Consider the following 20,290-nt stretch of genomic DNA (forward strand, 5'->3'; position numbering starts at 1 on the left):
CACGCCTTTTCTGTGGGGTGGATAAGGAAAAATCGACCCGCTAACAATAACGGGCCGATTACCTAACTATTTTTGTCTAGACTTCGGGCGCCAGCCCTCCGCTTTTCGTATTACGATCCTAGAAGAAGATCTTCCGGATTTTCAATCAATTCTTTTACCATTTTCAAGAAGCCAACTGAATCCTTACCATCGATAACACGGTGGTCATAAGAAAGAGCGACATACATCATTGGACGAATTTCAACATTGTTACCAATCGCGACTGGACGCTTTTGGATTGTGTGCATGCCAAGGATTCCGACTTGTGTACCATTCATAATTGGTGTTGACATTAGTGAGCCGAATACGCCACCGTTTGTAATTGTGAATGAACCGCCTGTCATATCTGCGATTGTCAATTTGTTATCGCGTGCTTTTTTAGCGAGTTCCACGATAGTTCCTTCAATTTCAGCAAAGTTTTTACGATCAGCGTCGACTACGTTTGGTACAACTAGTCCGCCATCTGTTGATATTGCAACACCGATATCGTAGAAGTTTTTAAGAATAATTTCATCGCCGTCAATTTCAGCGTTAACATAAGGATATTTCTTAAGTGCAGCGACAACTGCTTTCGTGAAGAATGACATAAATCCTAGACGAACATCGTTTTGCTCGAAGAATTGGTCTTTCTTACGTGAACGAAGTGCCATAACGTTTGTCATGTCGATTTCGTTGAATGTTGTAAGCATTGCTGTTGATTGTTTAACTTCAAGAAGACGTTTTGCGATTGTTTGACGACGACGTGTCATCTTCTCGCGCGTAACACGTCCATCCTCTACTACTGCCGCTGCCGCTTTTGGTGCAGCAGCTGCTGGTTGTACTTTAGGAGCCGTTCCGTGTGCTTCAACATCTTGAACACGAACACGACCCATTGGATCAACCGGTGATACTGCCGCAAGGTCAATCCCTTTTTCACGTGCTAGTTTACGTGCTGCTGGGCTTGCAATTGTACGGTCTGATCCGCTTGCATCTTCAGTAGCTGCTGGAGCAACTGGTGCTGCTTCCACTTTTTGAACTGCTTCTGTTACTGGTGCAGATGGAGTTGCAGCTGGTGCGCCTGAACCTGAACCAACGATTGCGATGACTTGACCAACTTGGACTGTATCGCCTTCCGCTGCAAGATGTTCTTGGACAATTCCTGCTTCTTCTGAGATGATTTCAACGTTTACTTTGTCTGTTTCAAGTTCAACGATGAATTCGCCTTTCTCAACGCTTTCACCTGGTTGTTTCAACCATTGTGCAACCGTTCCTTCTGTAATTGATTCTGCAAGTTCTGGTACTATGATCTCTGCCACAATAAATTCCTCCTCAAGTCTACCGTTAGTACGGTGTAAACAATCAATATTTCATATGTTGATTAAACTAAATAAAAATTACTTCTTCAATGCCTCATCTAGGATGCGGTTTTGTTCAATCTTGTGAGATTCCCCGTCGCCTTCTGATGGGCTTGCACGATGAATTCGTCCAACATAAGATACTTTCTTACCATCCGCAACTTCGCGGATATAAGAATTTGCAAAATGCCATGACCCCATGTTTTTCGGTTCTTCTTGTACCCAAACAAGTTCTTTGGCATTCGGATAGCGTGATATGATATCGCTCACTTTGTCAGCTGGGAACGGATAGAGCTGTTCGACACGAACGATATGCAAATGATCGAAGTCTTTGCCATCTTTCACGCGTTCTGCAAGATCAATCGCCACTTTACCGCTTGCGAATAAGATTTTCTCTACTTTATCCGTTTTTTTGCCTGTTCCTGGTTGCTCAAGCACCGTTTGGAAATGGCCTTCTGTCAAGTCGTTGACATCTGCACCGACAAGCGGGTGACGAAGAAGCGATTTAGGTGACACAATAACAAGCGGACGCATCGATTTGTCACCGAGCATTTTTGCTTGTCTGCGAAGAATATGGAAATAGTTAGCCGCACTAGAAAGGTTTGCGACCGTCCAGTTATTTTCCGCACAAAGTTGCAGATAACGTTCAAGTCTTGCGCTTGAGTGTTCAGGTCCTTGCCCTTCATACGCATGAGGTAATAGCAAGACCAGTCCTGATTGCTGACCCCATTTAGAGTAGCTTGAAGAAACGAACTGATCGAACATTACTTGTGCCATATTCGAAAAGTCTCCATATTGCGCTTCCCAAATTGACAACACTTTTTGGTCTTCTAAGTTATAGCCGAATTCATAACCAACAATTGCCGCTTCTGTCAAAGGACTGTTATACGCGACGAATGATGCTTTTGAACCGCTAATATGGTGAAGTGGAACAAGTTCGTCACCCGTCTTTTCATCGTGAAGGACTACGTGACGGTGTGCAAACGTTCCACGTTGGACGTCCTGACCTGTCATACGGATTGGATTACCATCTTGAAGGATTGCACCAAATGCTAGCGTTTCAGCATGTGCCCAATCGATTTTCCCTTTTCCGTTGAATGGGTCTTGGCGACGTTTCAGGATTTTTTCAAGCTTCCCAAATACATTGAAGTTTTCAGGATATATCAGTAGCTCTTCATTGATGCGGCGAAGATTCGCTTCATCCGTACCAGTTTCAAGGTCTCTTGGATACCCTGCAAGTACTTCTTCAGGCGTAGCATTTGAAATCAATGCTTTTTCTGACGTATGTTCTTTTACTTTGTCGTATGCTGCCTGCATCGTTGCAAAAACTGAAGCGTCCAGTTTCGTTACATCCTCTTCTGTCAAAATGTTGGCAGATGCAAGTTCAGATCCGTATAGTGCACGAACTGTTGGATGCTCATGAATTGAGTGGTACATAACTGGATTCGTCACAAGTGGTTCATCCATTTCGTTGTGTCCATAACGACGGTAGCCAAGAAGATCAATCAGAATATCTTTGCTGAACTTTTGACGGTATTCGAATGCGAATGATGCAGCTGCAATCACTGATTCAGGGCTATCTGCATTGACGTGCAATACTGGAACTTCATAGCCTTTTGCAGGATCCGATGAATAATGTGTTGATCTAGAATCGTAATATTCAGTTGTGAATCCAATCATATTATTCGCGATAACATGAATAGAACCGCCCGTTTTGAATCCACGAACACGACTATAGTTGAACGATTCTGGAACAATTCCTTGTCCAGGGAATGCTGCATCTCCATGGATAAGTACTGCATAAGCAGCATCCGTATCTAGTACAGGTATTCCCGGGTTATCCGTATTTTCCTGTGCAGCCCTTGTTTGACCTGTAACAACAGGATTGACGACTTCCAAGTGGGATGGATTATAAGCAAGGAAACGCTGCATGCCAGTTTTCCCTTTGTATAAGGCACCCATATGGTATTTCACATCGCCGAACCAACCGCGCGTTGTTTCAAGTGAACCGTCTGTTGGAAGGAATGGTTCTTCAGGAACACCCGCAAATTGTGCAAACATTGTTTCATAAGGTTTATTCAAAATATGTGTCAGTACGTTTAGGCGACCACGGTGAGCCATCCCAATTAATACTTTTTTCGTTTTTTGTTCTTCAGATAGACGAACAAGTTCGTCTAGGAAGATAACTAGTGTATCCAGCCCTTCAATAGAGAACCGTTTCGCTCCGACAAAAGTCCGGTGAATGAATTTCTCAAACCCTTCAATTTTCGTCAAACGTTCAAGAAGTGCTTTTTTCTCGTCTACAGATAATGTAGACGTAACATTTCCGTTTTCGATTTTGGACTGAATCCAGTTTCTTTCATCTTCGTCTATGACATGATCGAACTCATAGGCGATTTTACCTGTATACAATGACTTCAAATAATTTACTGCTTCAAGCCCATTTTCTACACTTGCTGGAACATTTTTAAAGAATAAAGAAGCTGGCATTGCTTGCAAATCACTTTCTATAAGTCCATAAGTGGAAAGCTCAAGGCGTGTTGAATCTTTTGGACGATCGCTAAGCGGATAGATATCTGCAGCAAGATGTCCGTATGTACGGATGGCAGTCTGCAACTGATAGGCGGACAATACTTTACCGAAATCGCCAGGAGCTACTGCCCCAATCGCTTTGTCCTGTTCTGTGTTACTCATTGTAGGCGCACCAAAACGACTGAACATCTCGGCAAGTTCAGCATCTACAGATTCAGGTGACGTTTTGAACAGTTCGTACATTTCCATTATATACCCAAGGTTCGGACCCGAAAAAGCAGCATAAGGGGAACGATGGGCGTCAGCATTGTTCGACATGTAAAATGACCTCCACATTTGCCTAAAGGCATATTGTGTTTATATTTTTAATCCTCGTTAATTTTACCACGCAAACACTTTAACTGAAAGGGTTTAGCGTTAACTCTTTAACTTTATTACCGTCAACTAGAATACACTGGATTCACATTACTTGCAACCATTCGTTAACCCTCCGAAAAAATGTAAACTGTCTTTTCCAGTTATTTTCGGTGTGACAGGATCATTTCAACCATTTCTTCCGGTATTTTGGGGGTTGCTACTTTTTTCATATTCCCAATCAAACTGTCTTTCTCATCTACAAATGAAGCGAATTCTTCGGACAATGGGCGTAGTCCCACTTCCTCCTCTTTCAATACATGTGCGAGTCCGAGCGATTTAAAGTGAGAGGCATTCAGGATCTGATCCCCTCTGCTCTTTGCGGCAGAAAGTGGTATAAGCAGCATCGGTTTACGTAATGCCAGTAGTTCAAAGATTGCATTTGACCCTGCTCTTGAAACCGCAAAATCGGATGCCGCTAGCAAATGTGGCAGGCCTTCCGTTACGTATTCAAATTGTGTATAGCCCGGTGTACCTTCGAGCGTTTGATCAAGATTCCCTTTCCCGCAAAGATGGATAATATCAAAGGTACGCAAAATTGCAGGTAAATCTTTTCGGACGGCATCGTTGAGTATGGACGACCCCTGACTACCACCCATGATAATTTGCACTGGTTTCTCACCTGACAAGCCCGCAATGCGCAAGCCTTCTTTTCGTACCCCCTTAAACAACTCGGGTCTGATTATCGCACCGGAGCAAGTCGCCTTACCTGCGGGTACATAATTAAGTGTCTGTTCGAACACCGTAAAGATATGATTTGAAAAAGGTAAAGCCATTTTATTCGCAAGCCCTGGTGTTACGTCCGATTCATGAATAACGACACGTACTTTCGCCATTTTCGCTGCCAATACGACAGGTACTGATACGAAACCGCCTTTGGAGAAAATAATTTCGGGTTTAACTTTCCTGATGACCGCTAGCGCTTGAAGAACACCCGCACCTACACGGAATGGATCAGTAAAGTTTTTCATGGAGAAATAGCGTCTTAGTTTTCCACTTTGAATGGCATGATAAATTACTTCGGGGTGACCATCACGGATTAATTCATTTTCGATTCCGTTATGCGACCCAATGTAATGAATTTCGTATCCTTTTTCACTGAATACAGGGATAAGGGCTTCATTCACAGATACGTGCCCTGCTGTGCCGCCCCCTGTCAATAATATAACTGGCCTTTTCATAGCCATTCACCTCTTCTACATTTAGATATATAGTGTAACTTTACTTAACTTCATTGCTATTATAGCAAACGAAGCATGGTACAATGGTGTTTAATTGTAGATTAAAGGGTGATTTATTTGGAAACTGCAGTTCCACTGAAGAAAAAGCCGTTGAGATTGGCAACCATCGTCTTGCCAATCCTAGTTACACAAGTTGCTCTGTATATGATGACGTTCTTCGATATTCTTATGACAGGGCGATATGATACATACCATCTTGCGGGTGTTACGATTGGATCTTCTTTCTGGCTCCCCGTCTATACAGGGCTTGCTGGTATTTTAATAGGACTTACACCAATCATTGCTCAATACATCGGAGCACGCCTCCACGCGGAAGTCCGGCCTTCCGTCCAACAAGGCCTTTACGTATCGGTAGCTCTGGCCGCAATCGTCTTTGCCATTATTCTATTCGCAGTTCCACCTATACTAGAAGCAATGTCGCTGGAGGCTGAAGTACGCATTGTCGCAGCGGACTATTTGACAGGAATGAGCCTCGGCTTACTCCCCCTCTTTGCTTATACAGTGCTACGGTCATTTTTCGATGCGCTTGGAGCGACACGAGTTTCGATGTTCATCATTTTATTATCTGCTCCGATTAACATCTTCATAAATTATTTGCTTATTTACGGGAATTGGGGCTTTCCTGAACTTGGCGGTGCTGGGGCCGGATATGCATCCGCTATAACGTATTGGCTTGTGTTCTTCATTGCTTGTTCCGTCGCATGGAAGCGTAAGCCTTTTAAGGACTACGCACTTTTCAATGGATGGGAAAAGATTTCATTTAAAAAATGGAAAGTGATTTTATTCATTGGGGTGCCAATCGGAATTTCAATATTTGTAGAAACAAGTATCTTTTCCGCCGTCACATTGATGATGAGCAACTATTCGACAGCAGTTATTTCTGCACACCAGATTGCACTTAACTTCACTTCGCTGTTGTATATGTTGCCGTTGAGTATTTCGATGGGTGCGACAATACTTGTCGGCCAAGCTGTCGGCGCAGGACAGATGCGCGATGCTAAACAGTACAGTTATCTCAGTGTTGGACTTGCCATTGCTTTTAGCTCTGTATCAATTGTGATTCTTCTCGTTTTCAGGGCGACAATTGCTTCCCTTTATACAACAGACGAACAGATTATCGGATTGGCAACACAGTTCTTCATCTATGCTGCACTGTTCCAATTATCGGACGCCATCCAGGCTCCTGTCCAAGGTTCATTACGGGGCTATAAGGACGTTAATATGACGTTCATCATGGCGATTGTCTCCTATTGGATCCTCGGTTTACCTATTGGTTATATGGTGGCGACGTTTACTGAACTTGGTCCATATGGATACTGGGTTGGTCTCATTGCGGGATTGACAGTTGGTGCGATTACACTTTCGGGACGGTTGATCTATATTCAGAAAAAGAAATTTGTGTAAACGCGAAAACCCGCAATGCAGCAATATGCATTTGCGGGTTTTTACTAGTCTAATTCAAAATATCGGTTCGTAAAACCTCGGCTTTCACCTTAACGCTAATTGGCAGTGTGGCAAATGTGTCGGTCCAATCCCCTTTTCCCCATAGTGCGGGATGGAATGCCCGTACCGGTCGCCCGAACCCTACCGCATCGCTTTTTGCTTCTTGCAGTTTCTTTACAACTCCGTTAAATTCCTTCGTCAGTTCCTTTGAAAGAAACTCCTCCACTTCTTTAATTACTTTCTTATTATCCAAGCTGTCGTGCGGAAATTCTTCGACGCTAAGCTTAAGTTTATACAATGCCTCTATCTTATCATTAGAAACTTTCCACTGTTTATGATTATCAACCACTTCGACTGTAAGTGGACTTTCTTCCCCTCCACTTTTCCACATATAGGAAAGGCGAGCGTATCTACCTTGTTCTTTTTTTAACAAATTGAGTAGTATCGACTCTTTTTTATCAAGCGTTTCCCCAGTAAATTCCCTCTTATTAAATAACGCAGTACCGGCAATTTCGGGTATACCGCTTTCTTTCCCGATTTTAATATAAGGCAGCGACAGGGATATATCTTCTGCAAAAAGATATGTACTCACTTGTTGAATGTCGATATCCGGTATAAATGTATACCGGATCGCCGTATCCAAAAGGCTTGAATAATAAGTTGCAATATCATCCCCTAACTCAGCCGACGGTTTGAAATAAGAGGTCAGTTCACCTTGGACAATGGCCATATGAGCACCAAGTCTATTGCGGGGATCCCTATACAACATATCAATGTACTCATATAAATCAGATTTCGCAGTGTCTTCCTCTATAAGAAGAACTTGAAGGGATGCGATGTCAAGCCCTTCCATCGTTCTATGATTCGCATCGTTTCGTGCTTCGCGAAGCGTTTTACCACTGCCTAAGGACGTTGAATAACTTATAGAACCATCTTCAAATGTTGGAAATGCAAATTGTGCCTTAACATCTCCTAGTTTCCCTCCTACTCCGATTAAGGAAACAATTGTTACATCCTTGTATTGCTTTTCGTCCCAACAACCACTTAATAGAAATGAACAGATTAGTAGGATACATGCATTTCTCTTCATTTCATTTTCCTCCGGTTCATAAGTATAACCACTGTTGGAACAACAATTGCGAAAAACAAATGGAAATAGACAAGTGATTTTTGAATTATAGCTACATGCTCTTTTGAGTGTAAGAAAAGCGGTAATAAGACGAGCAGGATATGAAAAATAATTGTATTCCTTTTCTTGTGCCCTTTCGCATGAAGCTGATGGACATACATCGTTGTAAAGGCAAAAAGGGATATCGTGATAATACTCCACATCATCCAAAGATAAATAAAGAATAAATCAATCCGTTCTACAATCGTAACGGTCTGTGATTTTAAAATATACATGATTGGCTCTGGTATCATTTTTATTTCCTCTAATGAGAAATAAAGGAGGGTGAACAAGACCGAACTGAAAAAAAAGACTAACCAAAACATTTGGTAGATGAGAAGTGGTACCCCTTTGATTTTTTGTTTGATGTCTACATGCTTCCTGAAAAACAAAAACAGTTCTATGCCAATAAACGTAAATTGCGAAGCGAGAATCCCTTTCAACAATTTTGAACTATCTACCTCACCGATAGGGAACAAATTCGTCCATACGAATTCTGGCCATGCGAGTAACAGAATAACGTAAAATATCGGTATTAACGGGACGAGAATTACACTTAAATTTATGACAGTTTCAGGTCGACTCAAGTTTGCATATAGTGATACGCCTACCATTATTGAAATGACGATAATTTGGGGCGTTTCAGGAAATGCCCATACCGCAAGCGTATAGTCAATATAAGAAATGAAGGACACGATGATAAGGAGCCAGTAGCCTTTATAGAGCCAAGATACAATCGGTCCCGGCACAAAGTATTCATAGTTTTTTTCATATAACAGCAACAAAATATAATGAAAAATTCCTACTCCGATGAAAATTGGCCAAGCGTCACGCCCCGTCACATTAATGAATGGGGTTTGGAAGGAAAGTGAAACAGTACCTGTCTGTGCAATAAACATGATTAAAAAAAACTGGATTCTTGACAATTTAAACGTCAACGGTTCCCACCTTCTTTATCTTCACCATGCGTAAACGTTTTTTGTTGTTTTTTTAGACGGACGTACGGAGACCTGAAGAACACATCTTTAAATCTCGATGGATCAAAAGGAACGATCGGCGAAAAATAGGGCTGTTTCAATGACGACACATTCATAAGGTGAATGAAAAGGATAAGTGTCCCAATTGCTATTCCAAAAAAGCCGAACAATGAAGCAGCAATCATAAATGGAAAACGAATAAGTCGAATTGTCATATTCATTTCCCAGGATGGAACGACAAAGCTCGAAATTGCCGTCATCGCTACGACAATCACCATGAAATTCGATACGAGACCGGCACTAACGATTGCATTACCAATAACGAGACCACCTACAATTCCTACCGTTTGGCCAATTGGGGTGGGTAGGCGGATAGCTGACTCCCGTATGAGCTCAATAAACAATTCCAGAAGTAGCGCTTCAAATATAGGTCGATACGGAATATCGTTCACCGCTAGCTTCACTTGTTTACCTAATTCAAGCGGAATGATTTCGGAATGAAAACCGATGACCGCTATATAGAATGCTGGTAAAAAAATAGCCGTCATAAAACTTAACATCCGGAGAAGCCTATAAAATGAACCAACAAGAACACGCGCGTTATAATCATCCGGAGACTCATAAAACGAAAAAAAGTTTACCGGGGCGATAAGCGCCGTTGGAGAACTATTAGTGAATAGTGCGATTTTCCCTTCTAGTAAATTCGCAACAACACGATCGGGTCGTTCCGTATTGAGGAACTGTGGAAACGGCGACCATACGGAGTCTTCCAAATAATCCTCTACTTGACCTATACTTATTACTTTGTTCGATTTAATGCTTTCTAGTCGTTTTTTGACATCAGCGACAACGTCTTCATCCGCTATCGATTCTATATATACATAATTAATATGCGTTTTGGTATCATTTCCAATCCTTAGTGACTGAACGACGAGATCAGGAATTGCAAGCCGTTTTCGAATGAGGGACATATTCGCATCAAATCCTTCGACGAACCCATCATGCGAGCCACGGATAACATGTTCATTGTCAGGTTCGTTAGGACTTCGCATTGCAAATTTCGGCATCGTGATTTGCAATAACAAATTTGTTTCGGGAAAAATAACAGCTACGAAACCTGAACTAACACTTTCAGTAAGAGTAGAAACGGAAAATGCGTGTACGGACGAGATAGCAGTTTCTCCCCAATCGACCAGTCCGTCAGATGCCCTTTTCCTAATTAGTTCGAGCTGCAGGTTCACCTGTGCTCCTTCGGTCATTACAGTGTAGTAACAGATGACAGCTGTACGGTCCTGCCATTTCGTTTCTTCGACGAACAGATCGGAGGAATTATGAAATAATTTTTTTATGTATAAAATCAAACTATCAGTCGAAACCATGTCATCCACTATACCCACCTCCTATGAAGAGTTTGAGCATGCCGGAAAAATTTTAAACATTCACTTGGAGAGGTTTGTTGTGTAAGAACTTAGTTCTAGCATCTATAGCAACATTTTGCGTACAAAGGTATAGTAAAAAAACTATCCTCCAAACCGAATTATTGTCGGTTCGAAGAATAGTTTTTGACTGCTATTATTTTTGAATAAACTGCTGTGTCCAGTAGTTGCCGTTTTTGTCATAGCCGATGCCGATGTGAGTGAATCCAGGTGTTAAGATATTTTGTCTATGCCCTGGTGAATTCATCCATCCTTTTACAACTTCTTCAGCCGAACGTTGGCCCATAGCAATATTTTCCGCTGCCGATTTATACGTTATACCATTTGATTTCATTTGATCGAATGGTGATCCGTATGTCGGGCTTGTATGCGAAAAGTATCCTTTTGATGCCATATCTGTTGATTTTTGTCGTGCAGAGTTCATCAACTTCGCATCTGTTAGTAATGGTTTAAGACCTGCTTTTTGTCTTTCAACATTTGTAAGGTCAAGTACAGCTTTTTCAATCGCAGAAACAGACGCATCTGATGTTGTTTCCGCTGGTTTTTCTGGTGTTGGCTTAACCGGTGGAGTTACTTCCGGTGTTGGTGCTGGCTTAGCCGGTGGAGTTGCTTCCGGTTTTGGTGTTGGTACCGGTTTAGTCGGAGCTGGTTTTTCTATCGGCTTAACTATAACTGGCTTATTCACCGGTTTCTTGATTGGCTTGACTATAACTGGCTTAATTACCTGTTTGTCAATAACGCCTGTATTTTTTGCATAAGACTTCGCTAAACTATAAAGTTGCTCAAAATTAATATTTTTTCCAAGCAAGACATTGTACATGTCGGGTTGTTTGTCCCCCCCTATGTAGCTTTGAATGTACTTGTGCACCTGTACATTATTGTCCAATTGTGAAGCTTCTACATTATTGTTGTTCGGCAGTAAGAGCGCCGAGCCGAGCATGAGTACTGCAATCGATTTTTTCATCTCATTACTCCTCCCTTCGCAATCTATCATAACGCGTGGGAGATTTAGAATATCGGGGTTTTTTACCAGTAAACCCAGTTCTTAAACAAATACCCTAGCAAAGGTTCTGAAATTCTATGAAAATGGGTAAGTCTGGTTAACTATCTTTAATTTTCATCTGAAAAGGGGTTGACGACCTCATAATTTATCGATTCGATGCCTTCACCAATGATAACTAGGCAGGCTTCCATCTTGACGTATTCAGGCAACCAATTGACCATTCCATATGCATATTGAAACATAAATGGATTTTTATAGCCGCTAATGGGCACATAACCTTTCATCCGATACACTGTATCAGGAAGTGATTTCACCCAATTCTCAAAATCTTCTTTTGAAACACTATCAGTAAATGTAAGAAGTTTTGAAGAAAGAGGAAGGCCTTTTCCTGATATGATTTGTTTATCAGTCCCTTTTTTCGACGAACTAAGGGTTTTCTCAATGAAGGAGAACGCAACTTTTGCGCCCACCGTTTGTATAATTGGAGCAGATTCATTGAAACTAGCTAGTTCAAATGTCACTTTCGCTACTTCTTCTTCAGTTAGGAGATCAACTTTATTTGCTAGTAGTAAATGAGCATGACGAATTTGCTCCATGAATAAAGCACGTACTTGCGGAGATAGCTTATCACGTTCCAGCCAGCGCTTCGAATCGGCAACTGTTATAATCCCTTTTATGTTAAGTCGGTCTGCGAATAAAGGAGAGTAGATAGCGTCCAGTGCTTCCACGGGGTGTGCAGCACCCGTTGTTTCAATTAAGATGACATCGATATCATCGTTCTCCTCAAGCAGCCCCTGAAGCTGTGCCTCTGTTTTCTCTGAACCTGTACAACAGATACATCCGTCTAGCAGTTCTTTAAGCGGAACTCCACCTTCTCCTTCTACAGCATCTGAATCGAAAGGCAATGCTCCAAATTCATTCATCAATACAGCAGGTTTTTTTCCTTGTTCTTTCAATTGTGCAATTGTATGAAGTAATAGTGACGTTTTTCCGCTTCCTAGAAAACCACTAAATAAGTAAACATCAATCATATGTACGCCTCATTTCATTTTTTCGATAAATTCAAAAAAAGCGTCCGGCCGGATTAGGACTGGACGCTTTTTAGTTATTTCCCTACTTTTTCAAGTAAAACTTCTTTTGCTTTCAACAGCTGTGGATCGTCTTCTTGAATTTTCGTCCGAAGTTTTTCCATCAGACCGTACGTTGTTTCTCCTAACAGAATACCATTGGTGTCTAGCGCTAGATCCTTTTGCAACATTTTGACAGCCTGAGTTGTTTTTTCATCAAATAAGCCATCAATTTCACCTGGTTCATAACCGACTGCTTCAAGCATTTCTTCTGCAGCTTTAATGGAAGGTGAAAGCATACCCACTTTCATTTCGATTGCTGGATCAAGAAACGGAAGCATTGCATAAGATGGATACGGCACTTCGATATCCGGTTTAATTCCTTCTTTATGAACCCAATTGCCATTAGGCGTAAGCCATTTAGCTGTAGTTAGTTTTAAATTTGAGCCGTCCGGAAGATTTTTAGGTGATTGAACGGTTCCTTTACCGAATGTCTTCACACCGATAAGTGGAACATTGGCAGATTCTTTTAACGCGCCTGCCAGTATTTCTGAGGCAGAAGCACTACCATCATCAATAACCATTGTAACCGGAACTCCAATTTTTCTTTTTCCAGAGGCTGTATATATTTCTGGTTGCAATTCCTTTTCTTTATATTGGAAAATATTCTTTCCATTTTCCAAAAACAGATCAGAAATTTTGATGGCTATGTCAAGTCTACCGCCTGGATTTTGGCGTACATCGACAACTAACCCTTTCATACCTTTCGCTTCCATCTCATCAAGGGCAATTAGCAACTCATCGTACGTTCCTTCAGAGAAGCTTGTAAGGTGAATATGTGCAATTCCATCATCAAGCATCTCAGCGTAGACTGTTTCAATCGGAATAACGTCACGTTTGATTTTTACGTCTACCGGCTCGACTGCTACACCTCGTTTGATGCTTAAAGTCACAGTTGTCCCTTTTTCGCCTCTGATTAAAAGAACCGCTTCTGATGATGACATTCCCTGGATACTTTCACCATCGACCGCAATAATTGTATCGTTCGGTAATATCCCTGCTCGTTCTGCGGGTGAATTTTTTATAGGAGAAACGACGTTGATGTATCCGTTTTTCTCTTGAATCTCAGCACCAATTCCTTCGAAACTAGACGAAATACTCTCGTTTAATTGTCGGGCTTCCTTCTGATTCAAATAATCGGAATAAGGGTCTCCGAGTGCATCAATCATCCCATTGATGGCACCATCGATAACTGCTGTTTCATCGATATCTTCAAAGTAATTCCCTTCCATTTCATCATAGGCATTATATAATTTTTCAAATTCTTTCCGGTCCTTTAGCGGTTGCTTTTGTGGGCTTACAACTTCGACAACTTTATCATCACCTGTTGTTAACACGAAAAACGTTATGGCAGCACTGGCCAGTACAAGTCCGAATACAAGCATGACAAAAGAGAACGGTTTTAATTTAATATATCGTCTTGCTGGCGGTTGACGATTTGGCTCAATTTCTGTTTCGTGGCCATTATTCTCTTCCATCCCATTCCCCACTCTCTACTATTTATTGCAAGATTCCACTGTGTCTAGCTACACCGGCTAGACATCTGTACAATCCTAAAAAAAAGGACCGCTTTATAGCGGGCGGTCCTACTGCTCGATTATTCTTGGATTGCTGCTTCGAGTGCCACTTCAATCATGTCGTTAAACGTTGTTTGGCGCTCTTCTGATGATGTCGCCTCACCCGTTAGTAGGTGATCGCTCACAGTAAGTATTGCCAGTGCTTGGCGGCCAAATTTCGCAGCAAGCGTATACAATGCCGCCGCTTCCATTTCAACTGCTAGGACACCATACTGAGCCCATTTTTCATGTTGTGCATATTCATTATAGAAAACGTCTTCTGTAAACACATTTCCGACTTTCAAATCAAGCCCTTTTTTAAGTCCCGCATTATACGATTTCAAAAGAAGATCGAAGTCTGCAGTTGGTGCGTAGCTGATACCACTGAATATGATTTCGTTCATTTTAGAATCTGTAGAAGCACTTTGTGCAAGAATAACATCCCGTACATGAACGTCTTTCTGGATCGCACCACAAGTACCTACACGGATTAATTTCTGAACGTCGTATTCTTGCATCAATTCTGTTACATATATAGAAATGGATGGAACACCCATACCTGTACCTTGAACAGAAATGCGTTTCCCTTTGTATGTTCCTGTATAGCCGAACATATTCCGAACTTCATTGTATTGTATTACATCTTCTAAAAATGTTTCGGCAATGTATTTTGCACGTAGTGGATCTCCCGGAAGCAAAATCGTATCCGCGATGTCACCTTTTTTTGCATTGATATGTATACTCATAATAAATAGCCCCGCTTTCAAATTTTCTTTTTCAATCATACATTCAACCTATCCATTATGCAATGAAGATGCAGGAGCTACTTATAAAAATCGCTCTTCATATAACAGAAATAACTCGTCGAAAATGACAGATGCCATTTTTGAATCAGCCTTTTCTTCGACATAACGCGATAAAGTGTCGAAATTTTTCTCTTCTTTTGGAAAACTAGAATCCTTAAACATATATTCCGCAAACGTTGATTTTAAATCATCTATCGTCCCACCGCGGAAGGATAGGGCGAATCGATAAAAAGATCGATCCATCCATTCATCTCCCTTCTCAGTTTTCATCATTTAAAATAGTTTCAAGTACTCTCTGAAACCTTCTTTTTCAAGTTGGTCTACAGCTACAAAACGAAGTGCCGCGGAATTAATGCAATAACGCAATCCGTTTTCACCAGGTCCATCTGGAAATACATGGCCAAGATGCGAATCAGCAGTTTTACTGCGCACTTCTACACGTTTCATACCATGGGTCCTATCTGTTTTCTCTACAACTTCCACCGATTCAATCGGTTTCGTAAAGCTTGGCCACCCACAGCCCGCATCATATTTATCTTTTGAACTAAACAGTGGCTTGCCTGAAATAATATCGACATAAATCCCATCTTCATAATGGCTATCGAATTCATTTCGAAACGGTGGTTCAGTCCCATTTTCCTGTGTGACGTAGTACTGTATTTCGGTTAATTTTTTTTTCAATTCTTCTGTCATGAATCTTCACCCCAGTTATCAGATTTGAACCTTTCGCGGCCTGAGCCAGTTGCATATCGATTATAATGTGTTGGGTTTTTCATGTAATAATCTTGATGCCCTTCTTCAGCTACGTAAAATGGTTTCGCAGGTAGAATATCAGTTGCGATGGCTTTGTCAAACTTCCCTGAAGCATCTAGTTCAGTCTTTGTTAGCTCAGCGAGTTGTAGTTGCTCGGGTGTATGATAAAAAATGGCTGTCTGATAGGATTCACCCCGGTCAAAAAATTGGCCGCCTGAATCGGTTGGGTCAATCTGTCTCCAAAAGATATCGATCAGTTCGCGATACGAAATGACTTCATCATCAAACGTAATTTGAATTGCTTCACGGTGGCCGGTCGCATTCGTACAGACCAGTTCATAAGATGGGTTTACTACCTCCCCGCCAGTATAGCCAGAAATGACTGAATGGACACCGTCATATCGGTCGAACGGTTTCACCATGCACCAAAAACAACCTCCTGCAAATGTGGCCAATGATTTCGCCATTGTAAAACCTCCCTATTCTTTCGGAATAATAATTTCCAAGATAATCTCATCATCCGCCAAATTGAATGTCTTCGCTCTCACTTTTAAATTACCGGAAACAGATATTTCCGACAGGTCGATGAAAAATTCCTCCTCCTTGGGACGAACAATCAGCCAAGGAGGAAATTTCACTGAGTCCTTCAATATTTTCAAGACGGTTGAAGGCTGGATGTTTAATAGCCCGATTTCCATTGATGATTGCTTTAAAATCAAATTACCATCTTCTCGTACGACCGGGTCAAAATGCATAATGACTGGGTATGTAAATGAGAACACTGTCAGTTCCGAAAATAATGCCACATCGCCATCGACTTTAATCGTTAACGGGAGTGGCCCGCCTTTCGTCATTTTCCGAACATACGTATTGGCAATCGATTCGAGGTTTTCTTTTGTCACACTGACTGTTAAGACATTATTCGATGCGTCCACTACTTCCATATCAGGAAGTGGGATCGAGTCAGGGGTACTACTGATGAAAAAAATTATGGCTGAAAGTGCTGCTGCTACAAGCCCTGCAAGTAAAAAAAAACCTATTTTCCATCGATTCACGCGATCAGCTCCTACATTTCCAATTCCCCGTCCGATAATTTTTGCAAGCCGCATTCTTCCAGCTTTTCAAGGTAACGTTCCGCCATCGCGTCATACCCTTTTGCATTCGGATGAAAGAAATCGGTGTGGTACACCATGTTCGTATTTGAATCGAACAGGTCTAAAACGGGGACAAAGCATGACTTTCCGTCCATCATGGCACGAACTTCAATTGCTTCATTCCAGTCAGTAATAATATCTTCAAATTCATTCGTTTCATCCGTCACAATTGAAAACGGATTATAAAGACCTGCTACAATAATGATCGCATCGCCATTCAAATCTCGGATGATACTGAATAATTCATCGAGCCTATTTTCAAACTTACCTAGTTCACTATAAAATTGTTCCGTCTTCAAATTGAATAGGTTGGACTTAACGACTTTCATAATATCATTCCCGCCAATTGTCAAAAAGATTAGATCTGCCGTTTTCAAAGACGATTGAACTTCAGGTTCTTTCAGTTTATCGATGAGTTGGTCGCTTCTTCGACCCCGCTTTGCCAAATTAGAAGCATCAACATCCTTAACCCCTTTCCATTCATCCATTTTGTCAGTTACACGGCCAAAATAACCTTCTTTTTTCAGTTCATCTCCGACACCTTGCGTAAGTGAATCCCCTAAACCAATTACATTGATATTTTTTGGAATGAAATACCCTGGGATAGTCCACTCAGTAAATGCGATTTCTTGTCGACCAGTAAATGCGCCTGTTTTTTCGATTTGCGTTTGTTGACAGCCAGACAAAAATAATGAGAAGGCGATCACAATCAGAAATACTCTTCTCATACGTAGAGTTCCCCTTTTCTTCAATAAAGAATCATTCATTAATCCGCATAATACATGAAGCCTATCGCTCCTTCTCCAGTATGTGTACTGATGATTGGAGCCGTAAATGTAAGCTTCACGTCTTTGATGCCCGATTCTTGTATCATTTTCTTCAATGGTTCTCCCATTTTCAACCCATTAGCGTGTGAAATACCGACCCCACGAATAAACTTTCCAGCAGTCTCTTCTTTGAAAACTTTGAATAGATGGGCTACGACTTGTTTGTGACTGCGCGCTTTTGCGACAGGTGTATAAACGCCCCCCTGCAAAGTCGCAATCGGTTTTATATTCAACAAGGAACCAATCATTGCTTTCCCTTTTCCGATTCGGCCGCCTTTCACAAGGTTATCGAGTGAATCGACAACAACGAAAAGCGATGTATTATTACGGATTGTGTTCAGCCGTTCAACAATCTCAGAAACTGACTTCCCAAGCTCAGCCAACTCCGCAGCCTCCATTACTTGAAACATTAAAGCATGTGAGATGAACATTGAATCGATGACAGTTACTTTGGAATCTGTCATTTCAGCTGCCGCCTGGGCAGATTTCACAGTACCGCTCATGCCGCCAGTCATATGTATGGAGATGATTTCACTTCCATCCTCCCCCAGTTTGTCATACAACTCCTTGAAAACACCTGCCGCTGGTTGCGAGCTTTTCGGCAGTTGTGCAGAACTTCTCATCTTTTCCAGAAATTCTTCAGGTTGTATATCTACACCGTCGATAAACGTTTTACCATCTATTTGAATCGTAAGTGGAACAACATGTAGACCATACTTTAGAATATCCTCCACTTTTAAATCAGCTGTTGAATCCGTGACGATATGGACTTTTTTCATAATGCGCACTCCCCTCGAGTAGTAGCAGTTGTCAATATAAGTAAGTAATGTATAAGTCGAAGTAGAAAGTTCCTTCACTTTTACATAGGTACTTTTTTATTCCTTTTCATAAACAAGAAATGAATACGGAATTTCATCTTCTGTAATGTAATCTGGCGAAGTCGTTATGAGCTTCCATTCAGGACCATATGATGGGAAAAAGGTATCCCCTTCGTACTCTTTTTGAATGTACGTAATGTAGAGGCGATCCGCTATTCCCAGGGCTGCAAGGAATATTTCCGCACCACCGATAATCATCACTTCTTCTGCATACTCCCCCGCCCTTGCAATCGCATCAGTTAGATTGTGTACGACAACAGCGCCTTCAGCTGTATACGCTTCATTTCGTGTAACGATGATGCTGAGCCTACCAGGTAAAGGTCTACCGATTGACTCAAACGTTTTACGCCCCATTACCATTGCTTTTCCCATCGACATCTTTTTGAAGTAAGCAAGGTCAGCTGGAATATGCCAGGGCAAATCGTTATTCAAACCTATGACCCGGTTCGGATCATGTGCTACAAGTAGTGAAATCATTGAAATCCACCTTTCTTTAGACAGCAATTGGTCCTTTGATTTTTGGATGTGGTTCATAATTCTCAAGTTCAATGTCTTGCGTTTCTAATTCGAAAATCGTTTTGCCTTCGATATTCAATTTTAATGTCGGTAACGTTCGCGGTTCCCGAGTCAACTGCTCATTTACTTGATTAACATGATTCGAGTAAATATGCGCATCCCCAAGCGTATGGACGAATTCGCCTACACCAAGATCGCATTCATGCGCAATTAAATGAACTAGAAGTGCATAAGATGCAATATTAAATGGTACGCCAAGGAAGATGTCCGCACTTCGCTGGTAAAGCTGGCATGATAGCTTCCCATCTGCTACATAAAATTGGAATAATGCATGACACGGCGGCAATGCCATATCTTCCACTTCAGAAGGATTCCATGCGGTAACAATATGCCTACGGGAATCCGGATTATTTTTAATGCCTTCAATTAAATTGGCAATTTGATCAATCGTTTGTTCTCCATTTGACCATGATCGCCACTGTTTACCATATACTGGTCCAAGGTCGGCGTATTTGGCAGCAAATTCTTCATCTTCCACTACACGCTTTTTGAATGCGTCCATTTCAATTTTATAGACAGCCGCAAACTCCATGTCTTTTGAAGCGCGACGTCCGAAGTCCGTCATATCTGGACCACTGTATTCGAAACTCGTCACCCATTGTTCAAAAGCCCATTCATCCCAGATTGGATTTCGATTTTCAATAAGCGTTTTGACATTCGTATCGCCTTTTAAGAACCATAACAATTCAGATGAAATAAGACGGAAAGCCGTTTTTTTCGTTGTCATGAGGGGAAATCCCTCATTTAAATTGAAGCGCATCTGATATCCAAAGACACTGATTGTCCCTGTCCCTGTGCGGTCTTCTTTCTTTTCACCTGTTTCAAGAACGTGTTTACATAATTCTAAATACTGTTTCATTAAAAAGCCCCCTTGCATTAGTGTTCAGTATATCAAATATGATCTAGCTATCATAATAAAAAAGCACTCTGGCATGGTTATTTAGGATAACCATGCCAGAGGTGTGCTTGTGAACCTCGATAATGAGATGTCTGTTGTTTTTTTCTTTTGTTCATCATAATGATATA

Annotated in this window: 19 protein-coding genes; 1 reads left to right on the forward strand and 18 read right to left on the reverse strand. The window is 41.4% G+C overall.

Annotated elements, in window-relative coordinates; translation table 11 throughout:
* Positions 1-110: 110 nt before the first annotated feature.
* The 3 genes from odhB to I2483_RS01175 form a co-directional block, all read right to left on the reverse strand.
* Positions 111-1,334 carry a 2-oxoglutarate dehydrogenase complex dihydrolipoyllysine-residue succinyltransferase gene (gene odhB, locus I2483_RS01165; protein WP_207173261.1) on the reverse strand — a complete coding sequence of 408 codons (1,224 nt, stop codon included), beginning with the start codon at positions 1,332-1,334 and terminating at the stop codon, positions 111-113.
* A 78-nt stretch (positions 1,335-1,412) separates the two neighbouring features.
* Complete coding sequence (locus I2483_RS01170; protein WP_207173262.1) at positions 1,413-4,223, reverse strand: 2-oxoglutarate dehydrogenase E1 component; 2,811 nt, start codon at positions 4,221-4,223, stop codon at positions 1,413-1,415.
* A 200-nt stretch (positions 4,224-4,423) separates the two neighbouring features.
* A complete protein-coding gene (locus I2483_RS01175) occupies positions 4,424-5,500 on the reverse strand; it encodes an undecaprenyldiphospho-muramoylpentapeptide beta-N-acetylglucosaminyltransferase (RefSeq protein WP_207173263.1) in 1,077 nt (358 codons plus the stop codon).
* A gap of 117 nt (positions 5,501-5,617) precedes the next feature.
* Here I2483_RS01175 and I2483_RS01180 point away from each other — a divergent pair, with 117 nt between their 5' ends.
* Positions 5,618-6,964 (forward strand): MATE family efflux transporter, encoded by a 1,347-nt coding sequence (locus I2483_RS01180; RefSeq protein ID WP_207173264.1) that lies wholly within the window; start codon positions 5,618-5,620, stop codon positions 6,962-6,964.
* A gap of 49 nt (positions 6,965-7,013) precedes the next feature.
* On the opposite strand, the gene I2483_RS01185 is transcribed toward I2483_RS01180, so the two are convergent.
* The 15 genes from I2483_RS01185 to I2483_RS01255 all read right to left on the reverse strand — a co-directional run bounded on the left by I2483_RS01185 (position 7,014) and on the right by I2483_RS01255 (position 20,123).
* Complete coding sequence (locus I2483_RS01185) at positions 7,014-8,093, reverse strand: Ger(x)C family spore germination protein (protein ID WP_207173265.1); 1,080 nt, start codon at positions 8,091-8,093, stop codon at positions 7,014-7,016.
* Positions 8,090-9,109 (reverse strand): GerAB/ArcD/ProY family transporter, encoded by a 1,020-nt coding sequence (locus tag I2483_RS01190; protein ID WP_207173266.1) that lies wholly within the window; start codon positions 9,107-9,109, stop codon positions 8,090-8,092. The genes I2483_RS01185 and I2483_RS01190 overlap by 4 nt, the downstream gene beginning before the upstream one ends.
* A complete protein-coding gene (locus tag I2483_RS01195) occupies positions 9,106-10,527 on the reverse strand; it encodes a spore germination protein (RefSeq protein WP_207173708.1) in 1,422 nt (473 codons plus the stop codon). Before I2483_RS01195 ends, I2483_RS01190 begins: the two co-directional genes overlap by 4 nt.
* A gap of 193 nt (positions 10,528-10,720) precedes the next feature.
* Entirely contained in the window at positions 10,721-11,548 is an 828-nt protein-coding gene (locus I2483_RS01200; protein ID WP_255550059.1) for a CAP domain-containing protein, read from the reverse strand.
* 146 nt (positions 11,549-11,694) lie between these two features.
* Entirely contained in the window at positions 11,695-12,618 is a 924-nt protein-coding gene (locus I2483_RS01205) for a CobW family GTP-binding protein (RefSeq protein WP_207173267.1), read from the reverse strand.
* 74 nt (positions 12,619-12,692) lie between these two features.
* Entirely contained in the window at positions 12,693-14,192 is a 1,500-nt protein-coding gene (locus I2483_RS01210; RefSeq protein ID WP_207173268.1) for a lmo1851 family serine protease, read from the reverse strand.
* A 119-nt stretch (positions 14,193-14,311) separates the two neighbouring features.
* Complete coding sequence (deoD, locus tag I2483_RS01215) at positions 14,312-15,016, reverse strand: purine-nucleoside phosphorylase (RefSeq protein ID WP_186670647.1); 705 nt, start codon at positions 15,014-15,016, stop codon at positions 14,312-14,314.
* A gap of 81 nt (positions 15,017-15,097) precedes the next feature.
* A complete protein-coding gene (locus I2483_RS01220) occupies positions 15,098-15,319 on the reverse strand; it encodes a YozE family protein (RefSeq protein WP_207173269.1) in 222 nt (73 codons plus the stop codon).
* A gap of 30 nt (positions 15,320-15,349) precedes the next feature.
* The gene (gene msrB, locus I2483_RS01225) at positions 15,350-15,769 is read right to left on the reverse strand and encodes a peptide-methionine (R)-S-oxide reductase MsrB (RefSeq protein WP_207173270.1); all 420 of its coding nucleotides are present in this window, start codon (positions 15,767-15,769) and stop codon (positions 15,350-15,352) included.
* Entirely contained in the window at positions 15,766-16,296 is a 531-nt protein-coding gene (msrA, locus tag I2483_RS01230) for a peptide-methionine (S)-S-oxide reductase MsrA (RefSeq protein WP_207173271.1), read from the reverse strand. Before msrA ends, msrB begins: the two co-directional genes overlap by 4 nt.
* Positions 16,297-16,308: 12 nt before the next feature.
* Entirely contained in the window at positions 16,309-16,884 is a 576-nt protein-coding gene (locus I2483_RS01235; RefSeq protein WP_207173272.1) for a DUF2140 family protein, read from the reverse strand.
* Positions 16,885-16,895: 11 nt separating this feature from the next.
* On the reverse strand, positions 16,896-17,711 hold the full coding sequence (locus I2483_RS01240) for a GDSL-type esterase/lipase family protein (protein ID WP_207173273.1): 816 nt from the start codon (positions 17,709-17,711) through the stop codon (positions 16,896-16,898).
* Between the two features lie 38 nt (positions 17,712-17,749).
* A complete protein-coding gene (locus I2483_RS01245) occupies positions 17,750-18,589 on the reverse strand; it encodes a DegV family protein (RefSeq protein ID WP_207173274.1) in 840 nt (279 codons plus the stop codon).
* A 96-nt stretch (positions 18,590-18,685) separates the two neighbouring features.
* Entirely contained in the window at positions 18,686-19,165 is a 480-nt protein-coding gene (locus I2483_RS01250; protein WP_207173275.1) for a dihydrofolate reductase, read from the reverse strand.
* 16 nt (positions 19,166-19,181) lie between these two features.
* Positions 19,182-20,123, reverse strand: coding sequence for a thymidylate synthase (locus tag I2483_RS01255; RefSeq protein ID WP_207173276.1), 942 nt, complete (start codon positions 20,121-20,123; stop codon positions 19,182-19,184).
* Positions 20,124-20,290: the final 167 nt, after the last annotated feature.

This window comes from Sporosarcina sp. E16_3 (assembly GCF_017347125.1).
Classification (GTDB): Bacteria; Bacillota; Bacilli; order Bacillales_A; family Planococcaceae; genus Sporosarcina.

Bases quoted from the DNA above. Each gene is read 5' to 3' on its own strand.
- I2483_RS01170 (WP_207173262.1), bottom strand. From the start codon at position 4,223: ATGTCGAACAATGCTGACGCCCATCGTTCCCCTTATGCTGCTTTTTCG.
- I2483_RS01175 (WP_207173263.1), bottom strand. From the start codon at position 5,500: ATGAAAAGGCCAGTTATATTATTGACAGGGGGCGGCACAGCAGGGCAC.
- I2483_RS01185 (WP_207173265.1), bottom strand. From the start codon at position 8,093: ATGAAGAGAAATGCATGTATCCTACTAATCTGTTCATTTCTATTAAGT.
- I2483_RS01195 (WP_207173708.1), bottom strand. From the start codon at position 10,527: ATGGTTTCGACTGATAGTTTGATTTTATACATAAAAAAATTATTTCAT.
- I2483_RS01200 (WP_255550059.1), bottom strand. From the start codon at position 11,548: ATGAAAAAATCGATTGCAGTACTCATGCTCGGCTCGGCGCTCTTACTG.
- I2483_RS01205 (WP_207173267.1), bottom strand. From the start codon at position 12,618: ATGATTGATGTTTACTTATTTAGTGGTTTTCTAGGAAGCGGAAAAACG.
- I2483_RS01210 (WP_207173268.1), bottom strand. From the start codon at position 14,192: ATGGAAGAGAATAATGGCCACGAAACAGAAATTGAGCCAAATCGTCAA.
- deoD (WP_186670647.1), bottom strand. From the start codon at position 15,016: ATGAGTATACATATCAATGCAAAAAAAGGTGACATCGCGGATACGATT.
- I2483_RS01220 (WP_207173269.1), bottom strand. From the start codon at position 15,319: ATGGATCGATCTTTTTATCGATTCGCCCTATCCTTCCGCGGTGGGACG.
- msrB (WP_207173270.1), bottom strand. From the start codon at position 15,769: ATGACAGAAGAATTGAAAAAAAAATTAACCGAAATACAGTACTACGTC.
- msrA (WP_207173271.1), bottom strand. From the start codon at position 16,296: ATGGCGAAATCATTGGCCACATTTGCAGGAGGTTGTTTTTGGTGCATG.
- I2483_RS01240 (WP_207173273.1), bottom strand. From the start codon at position 17,711: ATGAGAAGAGTATTTCTGATTGTGATCGCCTTCTCATTATTTTTGTCT.
- I2483_RS01245 (WP_207173274.1), bottom strand. From the start codon at position 18,589: ATGAAAAAAGTCCATATCGTCACGGATTCAACAGCTGATTTAAAAGTG.
- I2483_RS01250 (WP_207173275.1), bottom strand. From the start codon at position 19,165: ATGATTTCACTACTTGTAGCACATGATCCGAACCGGGTCATAGGTTTG.
- I2483_RS01255 (WP_207173276.1), bottom strand. From the start codon at position 20,123: ATGAAACAGTATTTAGAATTATGTAAACACGTTCTTGAAACAGGTGAA.